The 16,601-nt window shown below is 48.3% G+C and carries 15 protein-coding genes and 5 tRNA genes; 13 read left to right on the top strand and 7 right to left on the bottom strand.

Going from position 1 to position 16,601, the window contains the following annotated elements:
* Window positions 1-38: 38 nt before the first annotated feature.
* The 13 genes from AAA946_RS14215 (at window position 39) to luxS (ending at window position 11,167) form a co-directional block, all read left to right on the top strand.
* Window positions 39-115, top strand: a tRNA-Arg gene (locus AAA946_RS14215).
* A gap of 99 nt (window positions 116-214) precedes the next feature.
* Window positions 215-291: transfer RNA gene (locus tag AAA946_RS14210), tRNA-Arg, on the top strand.
* A gap of 80 nt (window positions 292-371) precedes the next feature.
* A tRNA-Arg gene (locus tag AAA946_RS14205) sits at window positions 372-448 on the top strand.
* A gap of 67 nt (window positions 449-515) precedes the next feature.
* A tRNA-Arg gene (locus AAA946_RS14200) sits at window positions 516-592 on the top strand.
* 68 nt (window positions 593-660) lie between these two features.
* Window positions 661-737 (top strand) — tRNA-Arg (locus AAA946_RS14195).
* A 410-nt stretch (window positions 738-1,147) separates the two neighbouring features.
* Window positions 1,148-1,405 (top strand): oxaloacetate decarboxylase subunit gamma, encoded by a 258-nt coding sequence (locus AAA946_RS14190; RefSeq protein WP_042496179.1) that lies wholly within the window; start codon window positions 1,148-1,150, stop codon window positions 1,403-1,405.
* 34 nt (window positions 1,406-1,439) lie between these two features.
* Complete coding sequence (gene oadA / locus AAA946_RS14185; RefSeq protein WP_338165410.1) at window positions 1,440-3,227, top strand: sodium-extruding oxaloacetate decarboxylase subunit alpha; 1,788 nt, start codon at window positions 1,440-1,442, stop codon at window positions 3,225-3,227.
* Between the two features lie 9 nt (window positions 3,228-3,236).
* A complete protein-coding gene (locus AAA946_RS14180) occupies window positions 3,237-4,367 on the top strand; it encodes a sodium ion-translocating decarboxylase subunit beta (protein ID WP_338165409.1) in 1,131 nt (376 codons plus the stop codon).
* A 209-nt stretch (window positions 4,368-4,576) separates the two neighbouring features.
* Window positions 4,577-5,527: an NADP-dependent oxidoreductase gene (locus AAA946_RS14175; RefSeq protein ID WP_338165408.1), complete on the top strand. Its 951-nt coding sequence runs from the start codon at window positions 4,577-4,579 to the stop codon at window positions 5,525-5,527.
* Complete coding sequence (locus tag AAA946_RS14170; RefSeq protein ID WP_338165407.1) at window positions 5,521-5,976, top strand: YqaA family protein; 456 nt, start codon at window positions 5,521-5,523, stop codon at window positions 5,974-5,976. The genes AAA946_RS14175 and AAA946_RS14170 overlap by 7 nt, the downstream gene beginning before the upstream one ends.
* Window positions 5,977-6,001: 25 nt before the next feature.
* Window positions 6,002-8,860: a M16 family metallopeptidase gene (locus tag AAA946_RS14165; RefSeq protein ID WP_338165406.1), complete on the top strand. Its 2,859-nt coding sequence runs from the start codon at window positions 6,002-6,004 to the stop codon at window positions 8,858-8,860.
* Window positions 8,861-8,964: 104 nt separating this feature from the next.
* Window positions 8,965-10,554: a glutamate--cysteine ligase gene (gene gshA / locus AAA946_RS14160; protein WP_338165405.1), complete on the top strand. Its 1,590-nt coding sequence runs from the start codon at window positions 8,965-8,967 to the stop codon at window positions 10,552-10,554.
* Window positions 10,555-10,648: 94 nt separating this feature from the next.
* Entirely contained in the window at window positions 10,649-11,167 is a 519-nt protein-coding gene (gene luxS / locus AAA946_RS14155; RefSeq protein WP_338165404.1) for an S-ribosylhomocysteine lyase, read from the top strand.
* Window positions 11,168-11,237: 70 nt separating this feature from the next.
* On the opposite strand, the gene ruvX is transcribed toward luxS, so the two are convergent.
* The 7 genes from ruvX to AAA946_RS14120 all read right to left on the bottom strand — a co-directional run bounded on the left by ruvX (window position 11,238) and on the right by AAA946_RS14120 (window position 16,262).
* A complete protein-coding gene (ruvX, locus tag AAA946_RS14150; RefSeq protein WP_338165403.1) occupies window positions 11,238-11,663 on the bottom strand; it encodes a Holliday junction resolvase RuvX in 426 nt (141 codons plus the stop codon).
* A 63-nt stretch (window positions 11,664-11,726) separates the two neighbouring features.
* Entirely contained in the window at window positions 11,727-12,296 is a 570-nt protein-coding gene (locus AAA946_RS14145; RefSeq protein WP_338165402.1) for a YqgE/AlgH family protein, read from the bottom strand.
* 26 nt (window positions 12,297-12,322) lie between these two features.
* On the bottom strand, window positions 12,323-13,270 hold the full coding sequence (gene gshB, locus AAA946_RS14140; RefSeq protein WP_112460255.1) for a glutathione synthase: 948 nt from the start codon (window positions 13,268-13,270) through the stop codon (window positions 12,323-12,325).
* A 12-nt stretch (window positions 13,271-13,282) separates the two neighbouring features.
* Entirely contained in the window at window positions 13,283-14,014 is a 732-nt protein-coding gene (gene rsmE / locus AAA946_RS14135) for a 16S rRNA (uracil(1498)-N(3))-methyltransferase (RefSeq protein ID WP_338165401.1), read from the bottom strand.
* Window positions 14,015-14,093: 79 nt separating this feature from the next.
* On the bottom strand, window positions 14,094-14,801 hold the full coding sequence (gene endA, locus AAA946_RS14130; protein WP_338165846.1) for a deoxyribonuclease I: 708 nt from the start codon (window positions 14,799-14,801) through the stop codon (window positions 14,094-14,096).
* A gap of 82 nt (window positions 14,802-14,883) precedes the next feature.
* Window positions 14,884-15,393, bottom strand: a complete 510-nt coding sequence (locus tag AAA946_RS14125) for a SprT family zinc-dependent metalloprotease (protein ID WP_338165400.1) — start codon at window positions 15,391-15,393, stop codon at window positions 14,884-14,886.
* 74 nt (window positions 15,394-15,467) lie between these two features.
* A complete protein-coding gene (locus tag AAA946_RS14120) occupies window positions 15,468-16,262 on the bottom strand; it encodes a DUF2189 domain-containing protein (protein ID WP_338165399.1) in 795 nt (264 codons plus the stop codon).
* Window positions 16,263-16,601: the final 339 nt, after the last annotated feature.

Raw genomic sequence — 16,601 nt, 5'->3', positions numbered from 1 at the left:
CAAAAAGAAATTAAATGTGATATGCTTCACATCCTTGCGCGCTCGTAGCTCAGCTGGATAGAGTACCTGGCTACGAACCAGGCGGTCGAAGGTTCGAATCCTTCCGAGCGCGCCATTCTCTCCTTTAGAGAATGCCCTTTGGGAAAGGACTTTCTCTTATAGAGAAAAAGGGTAATGCCCTGTAACGTCAAATGACAATGCGAAAACTTGTTGCGCGCTCGTAGCTCAGCTGGATAGAGTACCTGGCTACGAACCAGGCGGTCGAAGGTTCGAATCCTTCCGAGCGCGCCATTCTCTCTTTGAGAGCCATTTTCTTTTTCAAAGATAGTGGAAGCCCAGCATCGTTAACTGACAACACGAAAATTTGTTGCGCGCTCGTAGCTCAGCTGGATAGAGTACCTGGCTACGAACCAGGCGGTCGAAGGTTCGAATCCTTCCGAGCGCGCCATTCATTCTACTTTGTAGAGAAAAGGGTAATGCCCTGCAGCGTCAAATGACAATGCGAAAACTGTTGCGCGCTCGTAGCTCAGCTGGATAGAGTACCTGGCTACGAACCAGGCGGTCGAAGGTTCGAATCCTTCCGAGCGCGCCATTTTCTTTCTTTACAGAGACCTAGGGCAATGCCCTGCAGCGTCATACGACAATGCGAAAACTTGTTGCGCGCTCGTAGCTCAGCTGGATAGAGTACCTGGCTACGAACCAGGCGGTCGAAGGTTCGAATCCTTCCGAGCGCGCCATCCTTTAGAAACCTCGCTTCGGCGGGGTTTTTTATTAACAAAAATTTATCATACCTATAACCTTATTATTACAACGTAATGTTTTTAAACGAAAAATTGCGGTAATTTTAAGCGTGTCCCAGTTTTTCAACTTTAGTTTGTTTATGTTGAAGCCTCATGTCAGGTCATAGTATGAAGTTCTGCGTAACTTGAAATGCACCGCAAATTGTCGTGCTCATCATAGTTTTTCATTCGAATGACGTTTTAATGACGGTGTACGATTAAACAAAATTGACAAAATTTCACCAATCGAGATAATCCTAGACCTCTTGCAATGGATCGATGCAAGACCATTGCCAGTCAATCAGTGTGCAGTGACGCCACAGAAGATGATTGAGTAACTTGTCAGGATGACAAAGAAAGGACGCAACATGACTAATATTGGAAGCCTGCTAGGAGATGCAGCCACCCTAATGCTTACGGGTATGGTTGTCGTATTCGTATTCCTAACAATCCTCGTTTATCTCGTTCGGTTAATGTCGAAACTGGTACCACAAGAAGTACCAGAGCCGATCGCAGTACCTACTCAAAATACAACACAACAATCCCCCTCAAATGGCGTTAGTCCGAATGTGGTGGCAGCAATTTCTGCCGCTGTCCATCAATACCGCACTTCGGCCGCTAAATAGATTGAGTTAAAAGTTTAAAAAGGAGTTTATGAGCATGTCTAAACCACTCGCTATCACGGACGTGGTACTTCGTGACGCCCACCAGTCTCTGTTTGCAACACGCATGCGTATTGAAGATATGTTGCCGATTGCCGCAGAGCTCGACAAAGTTGGCTACTGGTCTTTGGAAACGTGGGGGGGAGCAACCTTTGACGCGTGTATTCGTTTCTTAGGGGAGGATCCTTGGGAGCGCTTGCGTGAGCTGAAAAAAGCCATGCCGAATACGCCAATGCAAATGTTGCTTCGTGGTCAAAACCTATTGGGCTACCGTCACTACGCGGATGACGTAGTCGAGAAGTTTGTTGAGCGTGCTCATGCTAATGGTATGGATGTGTTCCGTATTTTTGATGCGATGAACGACGTGCGTAACTTCGAAAAAGCGGTGAAAGCTGCGGTTGATGTCGGCGCGCATGCTCAAGGGACACTGTCGTACACCACAAGCCCGGTTCACAATACCGATACTTGGGTTGACCTAGCAAAACGCCTTGAAGATTTAGGCTGTCACTCGCTATGTATTAAAGATATGTCTGGCCTACTTAAGCCATACGAAGCGGAAGAGCTAATCTCACGTATTAAAGCGTCGTGTGAAGTGCCACTAGCGCTGCACTGCCACGCGACAACGGGTCTTTCTACGGCTACAGCTGTAAAAGCAGTCGAAGCGGGTGTGGATATTCTGGATACCGCTATTTCTTCAATGAGCCAAACCTACGGCCACACGCCTACAGAAACCGTGGTTGCTATGCTGCAAGGCACCGAGCGTGATACGAACCTGAAACTTGAACAGATTGAGCCTATCGCCGCTTACTTCCGTGAAGTACGTAAGAAGTACGCGAAATGGGAAGGCCAGCTCAAGGGTGTTGATTCTCGTATCCTGATTGCTCAGGTACCAGGCGGCATGCTGACTAACATGGAAGGTCAGCTCAAAGAGCAAGGTGCGGCCGATCGCATTGATGAAGTTCTAGAAGAGATCCCACGCGTGCGTGAAGATCTAGGCTTTATCCCTCTCGTTACGCCGACCTCTCAGATTGTCGGTACTCAGGCGGTGATCAACGTACTTACTGGTGAGCGCTATAAGAGCATTACCAAAGAAACGGCGGGTGTACTAAAAGGCGAATACGGTAAAGCACCAGCAGAAGTGAACGCTGAGCTGCAAGCTAAGGTACTCGATGGCGGTGAAGCAATCACTTGTCGCCCTGCGGATTTACTGGAAGCTGAGCTGCATACTCTTACAGACGACTTGCTACAAAAAGCGAAAGCGGATGGCATTTCTCTAGCGGAAGACACAGTGGATGACGTTCTTACTTACGCACTTTTCCCACAAGTTGGTCTTAAGTTCCTGAAAAATCGTCACAACCCAGATGCATTTGAACCAGCACCGGGCAAAGAAGAAGCGAAACCTGCGGCGCCAGTAGCGGCTCCTGCGGCATCAGCTCAGGGTATCGAAGCTTACAGCGTGAAAGTGGATGGTCAGGTTTATGATGTTGAAGTTGGCCCTAAAGGCGAACTGACGTCTGTAACGCCAGCTCAAGCTTCATCAGCGGCGGCAGCACCAGCGCCTGCAGCGACCAATGTTGAAGCAGTAGCGGCACCACTTGCGGGTAATATCTTCAAAGTGAACGTAGCGTCTGGCGCGCAAGTTCAAGAAGGCGACGTGCTGCTTATTCTAGAAGCGATGAAGATGGAAACCGAAGTTCGCGCAGCGCAAAGCGGCGTGGTTCAAGATGTACACGTGAAAGAAGGTGATGCTGTTGTCGTTGGCGCACCTCTCGTTAGCTTAGCGTAAGGGAGTACCATGGAAGGATTGATGATCTTATGGTCAGAAACAGGGATCGCTAACTTTGAATTCGGCCAGATCTGTATGATCTTGGTCGGATGCATCTTGTTGTTCTTAGCGATTCGCAAGGGTTTCGAGCCATTGCTGCTATTGCCTATCGGCTTTGGTGCGATCCTAGCGAATATCCCCAATGCAGGCTTCACTGAACCAGGTGGTTTGCTTTACTACGTTTACTATATTGGTATTGAGTCGGGGGTATTTCCACTGCTTATCTTTATGGGCGTAGGGGCAATGACGGACTTTGGTGCCTTGATTGCTAACCCGAAAACCTTATGGCTCGGCGCAGCAGCGCAGTTTGGTATTTTTGCTACCTTGTTTGGTGCGATTTTGTTGAACTATGTACCGGGTATGGAATTCTCGATGCAAGACGCGGCGTCCATCGCCATCATTGGTGGTGCCGATGGCCCGACGGCTATCTTCTTGGCAAGTCGTCTCTCACCTGACTTACTGGGTGCGATTGCCGTTGCCGCTTATAGCTACATGGCTTTGGTGCCGATCATCCAACCACCAATTATGAAGGCACTGACGACACCTGAAGAGCGTACCATCAAGATGGCTCAGCTTCGTCACGTAAGCAAAGGGGAGAAAGTTCTGTTCCCACTTGCGGTACTGTTGATGACAATTTTGTTCCTGCCATCAGCCACACCACTTGTCGGTATGTTCTGTTTGGGTAACTTAATGCGTGAAGCGGGCGTGGTCGATCGCCTGTCAAAAACTGCGCAAAATGAGCTTATCAACATCGTCACGATTTTCTTAGGCCTAGGTGTTGGCTCTAAGCTTCAGGCAGATCAGTTCTTGAACTTTGAAACGCTGGGTATTTTGGCATTGGGTGCAGTAGCGTTCAGTATCGGTACTGGTGCGGGTGTCATGATGGCGAAGCTTCTTAATAAGTACTCAAAAGAAGACATCAACCCATTGATTGGTGCGGCAGGGGTTTCTGCAGTGCCAATGGCAGCACGTGTGGTGAACAAAGTTGGTTTGCAAGCGAACCCACAAAACTTCCTGCTGATGCACGCAATGGGGCCAAACGTCGCTGGCGTTTTGGGCTCTGCGGTGGCAGCCGGTATTTTGTTGGCGCTGGTTGGTTAACGGCGAGTTCAACACGGATTATTAAAAAGGGAAGCGTAAGCTTCCCTTTTTGTTGTGTTTGTACCAAGGACCTGCAAACGCAGTGATTCGCACTTGCTGCTAAAGTGATTGAAATTGTTACATACTTGCTATTGAACGATGAAAAGTTAATCTAGACTCATGGACGGAAATCGTTACTATGAAGTCTCAATCAGGAAGAGGAAGCTGCAATGAAGTGTAAACAGGTCGTGATTCCAGAGTTTGGTGCCGCAGAAGTTTTAGCGTTTCAGGAAATCGAAGTCCCACAGCCACAGGCTGGAGAAGTGTTAGTGAAAGTGGCGTACTCGGGAATTAATCCGATTGATGTTAAAACTCGTGCAGGACTTGGCTGGGCAGCCGCTGAGAATAAAGATAATCTTCCTTGGGTTCCTGGCTATGATATTGCAGGTACGATTGAAGGATTGGGCGAGGGCGCGGAGCAGTTTGAGGTTGGCGAAGAGGTCGTGGGCTTTATCGGTTTCCCTGTGCGTGGTGGCGGCTATAGCCAGTATGTGTGTGTCCCTGAAACGGAGCTTACTCCGGTTCCCAACTCTGTTGCGCTTGAAGCAGCAGCAGCTTTGCCTTTAGCTGGACAAACTGCGGCACAAGCTATCAATAAAGCTCAAGTTCAAGAAGGTGAGCGTGTGCTCATTCTGGCTGGCGCTGGCGGTGTTGGCCACATTGCAGTACAAATCGCGGTCGCAGCGAAAGCCGAAGTTTACACCACTTGCAGTGAACGTAACTTAGATTACCTCGCTACTTTGGGAGCTCACGCCATCAACTATGAGTTCGCTCCAGCATCCGAGCGTTTGAGTGACGTTGATGTTCTTATCGATCTTGTTGGTGGTGATACCGCTTTAGATGCATTGAAGTGCCTGAAAGACAATGCTCGTGTCGTCACGATTCCGACGATTACCGCGGAGCTGGTGTGTGAGAAGGCTAAACTGCTGGGTTTTGAAGCCAGTGGTATGTTGGTATCGCCAGACACCAAACAAATGGAAACCTTACTTTATATGGTGGGTGTTGGATTGCTGAAAACAGAAATCCAGCATGTTTACCCTTATCAACAAGTGGTTGAGGCTCATCAGCAAGTCGAAACCAGCCGTACGCGCGGTAAAGTACTTCTTAATATGCAATGTTAGAAACATTCTCTCAATATCTCGCGGAGTCTTGGTTCGCCGACTCCGCTCTCGCTGTTCTTTTTATCTCAGGATTTTTAAGTGCCACGCTTCTTCCCGGCGGCTCAGAAGCAGGATTAGTCGCAACACTGAGCCTGCAGCAGTACTCGCCCGTATGGGTAATATTTGTCGCTACGATAGGTAACACGTTAGGCGGCCTGACTAACTATTGGATAGGTATTTGGCTACCAAATCGAACTCAAAACGAGAAGCACGGTCATAAAGCCATAGCTTGGCTGCAAAAATATGGTTACTGGAGCTTGTTGTTCAGTTGGTTGCCCGTGATTGGCGACCCGCTCTGTTTAGCGGCCGGTTGGCTAAGAATGAAATTTCTTCCCTGCGTTATTTTGATAGCCATAGGCAAGGCGTTACGTTATATCGCGTTGACAGCCGTCTTCTATGGATTCTTCTAGTTTTCTCGATCTTTAAGGAGCTCTTATGAGAAAGATCTGGCTCGGCTTGCTGTCGGTCGTTTTTGTTTACGGTTGCAGTAACAGCGACGTTTCGACTCAGACAGCGGGTGCACTTCCTCCCGGTATTACTCTGGTTGAGGAAATGAAAGCCGATCCCTATAGGGTGATGATCCCGTACTCTAAGTACAAGTTGGATAATGGCCTAACGGTGATCTTAGCGCCCGATGATTCAGATCCTTTGGTGCACGTAGACGTGACCTATCATGTTGGCTCGGCGCGTGAAGAAATTGGTAAATCGGGTTTCGCTCACTTCTTTGAACATATGATGTTCCAAGGCTCTGAGCATGTTGGCGACCAGCAGCACTTTAAGATCATTACCGAAGCGGGCGGCACCCTTAATGGTACGACGACCAGAGATCGAACCAACTACTTTGAAACAGTACCCTCGAACCAGTTAGAGAAGATGCTATGGCTGGAAGCCGATCGCATGGGTTTCTTACTGGGAGCGGTCTCGCAGCGCAAATTCGAAATTCAGCGTGATACGGTGAAAAACGAGCGTGCACAGAACTTTGATAATCGCCCTTATGGCCTGATTTGGGAGCGCATGGGCGAAGCCATGTTCCCAGAAGGTCACCCGTATTCTTGGCAGCCAATTGGTTATGTTGAGGATCTTGATCGTGTGAACGTCAACGATTTGAAAGCCTTCTTCCTGCGCTGGTATGGGCCAAATAATGCGGTATTGACCATTGGTGGCGACATCGATAAAGCGCAAACCTTAGAGTGGATCCATAAATACTTTGGCACCATCCCTGAGGGCCCAAGCGTTGAAAAAGCCCCTAAGCAGCCAGCAGTATTGCCAGAAGATCGCTATATCACTCTAGAGGATCGTATTCGTCAGCCAATGGTGGTGATCGGTTGGCCAACGACCAGTTATCGCGGTGCGGACGACCAAGTGGTGCTCGATGCCATGGCGGACGCCATTGGTGGCGGTACCAATGGTTTGTTGTATCAAAAGTTGATTAAACCCCAAAAAGCACTCGATGCAGGTGCATTCAGCGATTGTAACGAGCTTGCTTGTAACTTTTATGTGTATGCGATGGGCGCATCCACCGATAAAGACGGCCTAAAGTCGCTTTACAATGACTTACTCGCAACCTTGGATGAGTTTGAAAAGCAAGGCATCAGTGAAGAGCGTTTACAGCAAATCAACGGTCTTTCTGAAGCTGGTGCCGTGTATGCGTTAGAAAGTGTTAAAGGTAAGGTTACCCAGTTGGCTGCGAATGAAACCTTCTATGGCAAGCCCGATCGTATTGAGCAAACACTAGAACGAATTCGTGCAGTCACTCCTGAGGCGGTAAGTGCGGCCTACCAAACGTTTATCGAAGACAAGCATAAGGTCACACTCAGTGTAGTGCCGAAAGGGCGCACTGACATCGCAGTGCAACCTGCAACATTCGTAACGCCAGCGCGCACGCTGCCAGAGTATAAAGAGGTGACTGAAGCGGATCTTGATTTCCGTCGTCCAGTAGACAGCTTTGATCGCAGTGTGATGCCAGAAGTGGCGGAGGCTGTAAGTGCGAAAATGCCAGAGCTTTACGAGATGTACTTTGATAATGGCAGTGAACTGCTAGGTACTGAAACGTCTGAAACGCCAACGGTGGAGATCCATTTGCAACTACCAGCAGGCAGTCGTTATGTGCCAAAAGGTAAAGAAGGACTCGCAGGGCTAACCGCTTCTATGATGGAAGAGGGCACGACAACTCGCACGGTTGAACAGCTACAAGCCGAACTTGATCGTTTGGGCAGTCAGATCGGATTTAGCGAAGGGGCTTATACCACGCGTGTTTCTGTGTCTGCGCTGGAGCGAAATCTACCGCAAACCCTCACTCTTCTTGAAGACATGCTATTTAACCCAGCAATGAAGCAAGAAGACTTCGAGCGCCTTAAAGCACAAACGCTTGAAGGTCTGGTTTATCAACACCAAAAACCAAGTTGGATGGCGTCGCAAGCAACCCGTGATGTGCTTTATGGCGACAGCGTATTTGGCCGCTCTTCCGACGGCAGCAATGCCTCAATTTCATCGATTACCTTGGATGACGTTAAAGCGTTTTATCGCGAGCACTACACACCACAAGGCGCACAAATTGTCGTGGTGGGGGATATCTCTAAGAAGCAAATTACTGATCAGCTAGCGTTTTGGTCACTATGGCGCGGCGAAGCAGCGCCGCTGATTGATCCGGAGGTGATCCCTTCTTTATCGGGGCAGAAAATCTATCTGGTAGACAAGCCTTCAGCACCGCAAAGTATTGTTCGTATGGTGCGTCAAGGTTTGCCGTTTGATGCTACCGGTGAGCTCTACCTAAGCCGCCTAGCGAACTTTAACTTGGCAGGTAACTTTAATAGCCGTATCAACCAGAACCTAAGGGAAGATAAAGGCTATACCTATGGCGCAAGTGGCTACTTTGCCAGTAACCGAGAAGTGGGTGCGATTGTGTTTAGCGCTCAGGTACGTGCTGATGCGACGCTAGCCTCACTTGAAGAGATGATCGCAGAACTGAAGAACTACAGCGAGAATGGTATGACGGACGAGGAACTGGCATTTATGCGCCTTGCCGTTGGGCAGCAAGATGCATTGACGTATGAAACACCAAGTCAAAAAGCCAGTCTGCTCTCGTCGATTTTAACCTATAGTTTGGATAAGGATTACCTGAAGCAGCGCAATGACATAGTTGCCACCGTTGATAAATCGACGCTGAATGCGCTGGCGACGAAGTGGTTTGACCCTAGCCAATACCAATTGATAGTGGTTGGCGATGCTAAGCGTTTGAAGCCACAGTTAGAGAAACTGAATATTCCAATTACAGAGCTTGAAATCTCTCAGTAACATGACCATATAGTGGGAATAGGTGATTTAGCGAACACCTTACATAGTGTTCGCTAATGTATCCGTTTTTCAATTGGAATAACAAACTATAAGCGAATCGCATTGTGACTAAATTTGCTCAGCGACTGGATCAAGTTGCTAAACATCAGGCCGTATTCAAAGAGTTCGGACGCGGAGTGGAGCGGGAATCGCTGCGTTACACCGACGATGGTCGATTGGCGACAACGCCTCACCCTAAGTCGTTAGGGTCAGCCTTCACTAATGAATACATCACCACGGACTTCTCTGAGTCGCTACTGGAATTCATAACGCCAGTATCACGTGATGTCGACACGCTGATTAATCAGTTATCCGATATTCATCATTTCACGCAAACCAAACTCGGTGACGAAAAGCTCTGGCCGCTTTCTATGCCTTGTTATGTGGGCTCAGAAGACGACATTGCGTTGGCTCAGTACGGTACATCCAACTCCGGTCGCATGAAGACGCTTTACCGTCAGGGTCTTAAGCATCGCTATGGCAGCTTGATGCAGATTATTTCTGGTGTGCATTTTAACTTCTCATTCCCAGAGTCGTTCTGGGATGCCCTGTATGGCGATCAAGATGAGAAAACACGCCAAGATGCGAAGTCGGACGCGTACTTTGGTTTGATTCGTAACTATTATCGCTTTGGTTGGCTGATCCCCTATTTCTTTGGTGCATCACCAGCTATCTGTTCATCATTTTTGCAAGGTAAAGACACCAAGTTGCCGTTTGAAAAAGTGGGTGGAACCTTATACCTACCAAAAGCAACGTCATTACGATTGAGTGATCTTGGCTATACCAATAGCGCGCAGAGTGCATTAAGAATTGGCTTTAATGGTCTAGAGCAATATCTGGATGGATTAAATCAAGCCATTCATACCCCATCGCAAGACTTTGCCAAGATTGGCGTTAAAGTGGATGGTGAATACCGTCAGCTCAATGATTACGTTCTGCAGATTGAAAATGAACTGTACGCTCCTATCAGGCCAAAGCGTGTGGCGAAAAGTGGCGAAAAACCGTCAGAGGCGCTCTCCCGTGGTGGTGTTGAATACATTGAGGTGCGTTCACTGGATGTTAACCCATTCAGCCCAATTGGGATTACTGCGGAGCAAATTCGCTTCCTCGATCTATTCCTAACTTGGTGTGCACTCAAAGATTCCGAGCCAATGGACAATTGCGAGTTAGAATGCTGGCGAGAGAACTGGAATAAGGTGATCGTTGAGGGACGTCAAGTCGGGCTACAACTGCAAATCGGTTGTCACGGTGAGGTGTTAGACAGTCAATCTTGGGTTAAACGTGTTCTTACCGATCTTCGCGATATTGCTAAACATATGGACGCTGCACATGGCGGTGATGAATATGCTGCAGTATGCGACAAGCTTGCGATGTGGAATGAAAACCCCGAGCTTTCGATCTCTGGTCAGCTACTGGAGAAAACCAAACAACTCGGTGGTCTAGGAAAAGTGGGTTGTGAGCTTGGGAAAGAGTATCGCCAAAAGAACCTTTCTCACGACTATAAAGCTTACTCGGCACAGATGATGGAAGATGAAGCGTCTCGCTCTGTAACGGCTCAGTTAGATATTGAGTCTTCGGATAGCGTTAACTTTGACGATTTCTTGGCGGACTACTTTGCGTATCTATCTCCAGAGCGTACTGAGTTTGCCGACTAGAGTTGCACCTAAAGGTAGCGCCACTTACAATCACGATACAGTCATTGTGCTCGCCACCAAAAATAGGTGACGAGCCACAACAAGGAGAACAATCATGCCACTACTGGATAGCTTCACGGTAGACCACACTAAAATGCAGGCACCTGCGGTACGTGTTGCCAAAACGATGCAAACCCCTAAGGGCGATACCATTACGGTATTCGACTTGCGTTTCACCATTCCGAACAAAGACATCTTGTCTGAGCGCGGCATTCATACGCTAGAGCACCTATATGCTGGATTTATGCGTGCCCACTTAAATGGTGAGTCAGTAGAGATCATTGATATTTCTCCAATGGGTTGCCGTACTGGCTTTTACATGAGCTTGATTGGTACGCCATCTGAGCAGCAAGTGGCGGACGCATGGTTGAGTGCAATGCAAGACGTGCTAAAAGTGGAAAGCCAGAACAAGATCCCAGAGTTGAATGAGTACCAGTGTGGTACGGCTGCGATGCACTCTCTGGATGAAGCAAAAGCGATCGCTGAGAAGATCATCGAAGCGGGCATTCAAGTGAATAAGAATGACGAACTGGCCTTGCCTGAGGCTATGTTGCAAGAGCTGAAAGTAGACTAATAGAGTCCATTGCGCGAGTTAGCGGAAATAAAAAAGATGGCGATTGCCATCTTTTTTTATGCTTTAACGTTTACGCCCACTGGGCTTCAAACCAGCTTTCTAAAATAACCACGGCAGATTGGCAGTCGACATTGCCTTTTGATAATGCCTTATAACCACCCATCTCAAATAATTCCGATCGAGCCTCGGCGGTAGACAGTCTTTCATCGTGCATTTCTACTTGGTAACCGAAACGACCGTGTACGCGGTTAGCAAATTTCTTGGCACGAGCGGTGATTTCATCAAGCGCTTTGCCACGCACATCCGTTGGCAGACCTACAACAATGAGATCGGGTTGCCATTCTTTTAATGTGGCTTCGATGTCATCCCAGTTGGGGATACCGTCTTTGGCCTTGAAGGCTTTTAGTGGACTTGCTGTGCCAGTGACCTCTTGGCCTATAGCACTACCAATACTCTTAGTTCCGTAATCGAAAGCAACGATGGTTCTGGATGTCATAAGTTCTCTATTTGTGAAGGCTATGTTTGTGCAAAGAAACGGGCTGGCGGCACGGATTGTGGTCTAAGCGTGACCGACATCCGCCGAGAGCTGTGCGATGTCAAACCCTAACATACCTACCGCACTGCTCCAACGCTCTTCCACCGGAGTGTCAAAGATGACGCTTGGGTCTGCTTCTATGGTAAGCCAAGAGTTTTCCGCCAGTTCGGTTTCCAGCTGCCCAGCACTCCAACCGGAGTAACCTAAGGCGACGATATAGTTATCTGGCTGGGCATCGGTCCCCAAAACCGCCAAAATATCTTTTGAGGTCGTAACCGAGAGCCGATCGGTGATCTGAATACTCGATTGATATTTGTCTTTTGGGTTATGCAAGATAAAACCGCGATCTTCAGACACCGGCCCACCATTTAAAACGGGCTCGTCGAGACTTTTGCTATGTGTTGTTTGCGAAGCAATAGGGAGCTCAACTTGTACTTGCTTAAGCATGTTAGCTACGGTGACATCGATTGGGGTGCTGATCATGATACCCATGGCGCCCTCTTCGTTGTGCTCACACACGTAAATCACGCTGCGCTGAAAGTAGGGATCTTTCATCCCTGGCATGGCAACGAGAAAGTGATTGGCTAAGTTCATACCCGTTTCTCCCTATCTACTATTGGCTACTTGCCTAAACGACGCTCGATAGCGTCCATTAGCTTGCCGGTAATAGAGATGTCAAAGGCGGCTTCGATTTCACGAATACACGTTGGGCTGGTCACGTTGATTTCTGTTAGTTTGTCACCAATAACATCCAGTCCTACAAAGATTAAGCCTTTCTCTTTCAAAGTGGGAGCCACAGCCTCAGCTATTTGCTTGTCTGTCTCACTTAAGGGACGTGCTTCACCGCGGCCGCCAGCTGCTAAGTTACCACGGGTTTCCCCCTTAGCTGGAATACGAGCTAGACAGTACGGCATTGGTTCGCCATCGACGACAAGAATACGCTTGTCACCGTTACTGATATCAGGAACGAACGTTTGTGCCATCGCATAGTTTTGGCCGTGATTGGTCAGCGTTTCGATGATTACAGATACGTTTGGATCATCTTGCTTAACACGGAAAATGGATGCGCCTCCCATACCATCGAGTGGTTTTAGGATCACATCACCATGTTGGTCACGGAACTGCTTAATCTTCTCGGCTTTGCGCGTCACAATAGTCGTGGGTGTCAGTTCTGGGAACCACGCAGTGAATAGCTTTTCGTTACAGTCACGCAGGCTCTGAGGCTTGTTAACGATGAGTGTCCCTTTCTCTTCTGCACGCTCTAGGATGTAGGTCGCGTAGATGTATTCGGTGTCGAACGGAGGATCTTTACGCATCAGAACAGCGTCAAGCTCAGACAGCTCAATGGTTTGCTCTGAGGTAAATTCGTACCAGCCGTTTGGATCTTCTTTGAGTTTCACGACTTTTGTGTCGGCAACGGCAGTGCCTTGATCTAGGTGCAGGTCATTCATTTCCATGTAGTGGATTTCATAACCACGACGCTGTGCTTCGAGCATCATTGCAAAGCTAGAGTCTTTCTTGATGTTGATGGATGAAATAGGATCCATCACGATACCGAGTTTAAGCATTTTTTTCTCCCGTTAACCTAAATCGCCAAAGCGTACTTGAAGTGCCGTGATCGCCGTAAGCGCGGCTGTTTCTGTTCTAAGTACACGAGGACCAAGCAGGGTTTCTTCGAATTGATATTGTTCCGTCATTTCAATCTCTTGCGCTGACAAACCGCCTTCAGGGCCGATAAGTAGACGAACCTTTTGCACTGGCTCTGGCAAGGTATTAATTGAGTATTTGGCTCTTGGGTGAAGGTTGAGTTTGAGCGCATCAGATGGTTCGGCACACCACTCTTCAAGTGACATGATCGGACGGATGACTGGAATCGTGTTACGACCACACTGCTCACAGGCACTGATTGCGATTTTTTGCCACTGCTGCAGCTTCTTCTCGAAACGTTTGGCATCGAGTTTTACACCGCAACGTTCTGAGATAAGCGGCGTGATGGTGTTGACGCCCAGTTCGACCGATTTCTGAATGGTGAATTCCATCTTGTCGCCACGAGAAATCACTTGGCCGAGGTGCAAGTCGAGCGGTGACTCGATACTGGCAGCGATTTTTTCGCGGATCTCTACATCGACGTTTTTCTTGCCGACGCTGGTGATGGTGGCTGGAAACTCATGACCACTGCCGTCAAACAGCAGTACTTCTTGACCTTCTTTCATGCGTAATACCCGGCCAATGTGCCCTGCGGCATCATCACTGAGCGCAAGTGTGCCCAAAGATTGAATCGTTTCAGGGTGATAGAGTCGAGGTATACGCATAACAATTTCCAAACAACAAACAGTATTGAGGTATAAGATGGATGCCAGCCCTCGAAATTACAAGGGCTTGGCTTAGGAATTAACTGGGATTTTTACATGCCTGTGCCACGAACGGATTATCATTGCCTTGAATGCGCTTGATACGTTCGTTTCGCGTACATTCCCACGCATCAACGGGGTAGGTTTTGTTCCAGGCATTCATCAGTTGCGTCTGCTGTTTCGACAGCTTAAAGCCATATTGCTGGCTCATATAAAGGTAGGTACGAGCAATTGAGCCACGGGCGCGATCGGGGGGCATCACTTTACGTTGCTTGAAGTTGACTTGCATCTCGCAGCGGCCATAGCTGACCCCATCCATACCATTCCATTGTGAAAAGTTGTAGTTGGAACGGTCACCGTTCACTTCACCGATCGCTGGCGTTAGGTTGTGCAGGTCGGCTTCCATGAGTTTGAATTGCTTGTCATTTCGGGTGCAATTTTTGCGTCCGCCTTCTTGCCAGCACTGTCGCTGGTGGCCAAATTGCCAAGCCGGTACCACATGCTCCCATTCGATACGACTGGCTCGCTTTTGTTGTTTGCGAACTTGATAGCCACAAGCTGACAGATCGGGTATGCCTTTTTTACCTTGCCATTGAATATCACAGCCACAGTAAAAACTGATTGGGTGATCAGCGTAGATCTTGACGGCTTCTTTTTTTGCTTTGCTAAAGCTACTTGGCGGCGCACTGTGGGCGACAATAGGGAGGGCGGCGGCCAACAAGAAGGCCGAAACGAAAAGCTGGCGTATCATAGTGAGGTCTATAAAAGGTTGAGATAACCTAGTGTAACTCGCAAAAAAGACCTTAGCTATTGATAGTTAGATCATGTAATTAGCTCAGCTGCTTGCCAGTGAATTCAATCGTGTCACCGCACTTCCGGCAGCGATAGCTGGCTTGTTGGCGCAACACCTTATTATGGCGACGAATCGTGACGGCAAAAGTGTCACATTGACAGCGATACTCGTAGGTTCGTCCTTGTACTGAGCTTACATTCAAAGAGTGCGTGGTTTTCGGCGCGATGCCAAATACCTGGCTCATCACCATCTGCCACTCTTTGCCGTGTGGGCGCACACGTCCAAATAGCGCATAAGTGATCAAGTGGGCAACCTCATGAGGGATCACTTCGTCGATAAAGTCTTGCTGGTTTTCGACAAACAGAACGGGATTGAGGCGTATTTCCCAGGATTGCAGGTAGGCTTTACCCGCAGCCTTACCACGCAACTGATAGTTGAGGGCTGGGACTGGGAAGTTGCGTTCAAAGTACTGACGAGCTTGCTCTATGCAGCGAGACAGCGTCTTGATAGCTTGATAATGAAGTTGCTCAGAAAGCGAAGCATCCACGGGGTATAACCTACAATAAAAAAGCGCCCAAATAGGGCGCCATTTTACTGAGGTTGGCTGAATATGCCAACGTGTTACACGTGGTGTTTCTTTTTGATGGTCTCGTGATAGGCGTGCCATGTGCCGTAACCAAGGATCGGCATCGTCACGATCATTCCTATGCCGTAGGTGGCAAAACCGATCAAGATACCGCCACAGATGATCAGTGCCCAAACGATCATGGCTGGTACGTTAGATTTCACCGCGTTAAAGCTAGTGAATACCGCGGTCATAATGTCGACTCGACGTTCCATCATAAGTGGAATAGAGAACGCTGAGATGGAGAATATGACCGCTGCAATAACGGCACCAACCACACTACCAGTGATCAAGAACGGAGCAAACTCGGTGAGCGGCGCACCTTGTACTGAGGGGTAGAGTGCGTGCAGCAGCGCAGCAATACGCATCCAAAAGATCATCGCGACGGCCAGAAGTACCGCAAACGCCCATTGAGAAGTGGAGTTGCGCCCGATGGCCTTCATGGAGTGGAACAGGCTGGGTTTATGTCCTTTTTCTCTTTCCCATGCGGCGTCATAAAGTCCTAATGCGAGAAACGGACCGATCAACATGTACACCACAAGACTCGGCATTATGACGAGGTGTGTTCCCTGCCACTGCACTAACAGTACGATAGCGACGGCAGCAGCGGTGAAACACAGCCCGTAGAACGCGCTGATGATTGGCATACGAATGAGGTCGTGCAACCCGAGCGCCAGCCAATGGAATGGCGCAGACACACTGAGTTGATTGCATGGAATGGTTTTAGCGTAATCTTGATCCCTGACTTCATGTTTCTTCTGGAAGTCATCAGAATTAACAGTTCGAGGCATATGTCCTCCCTGATTGACAAACTGGCCTTCGTTTTTCTCAGGGCATGGCGCTAATTTTAACGGACACGTCGGGCGTGAGACTTACAGTTATTTCTGTAGTGTCTAGCCATTTTCCGTTGTTAGCGTCTTCCCCTCTTAAGTGCTCTATTTTGCATACGAACAAACTCTTAAAGTGGTCTATTCGCAAGGGCACTTTTGTCTAACTATTGACCGTGTTAGGGAAAAACACAATTTTCAGAAGGGTATTAAATACAAGCTACAAGATAAGAAATTAACACTTTTGCAACAAAGTGTTTGAAAAGACAGGATTAAAAAAATAAAAAAGCCCTCAAAAAATTT

The sequence above is a fragment of the Vibrio sp. 10N genome, from assembly GCF_036245475.1.
Lineage (GTDB): Bacteria > Pseudomonadota > Gammaproteobacteria > Enterobacterales > Vibrionaceae > Vibrio.
The sequence above is the reverse complement of the archived record's forward strand: the minus strand, read 5'-3'. Positions and strand labels throughout refer to the sequence as shown.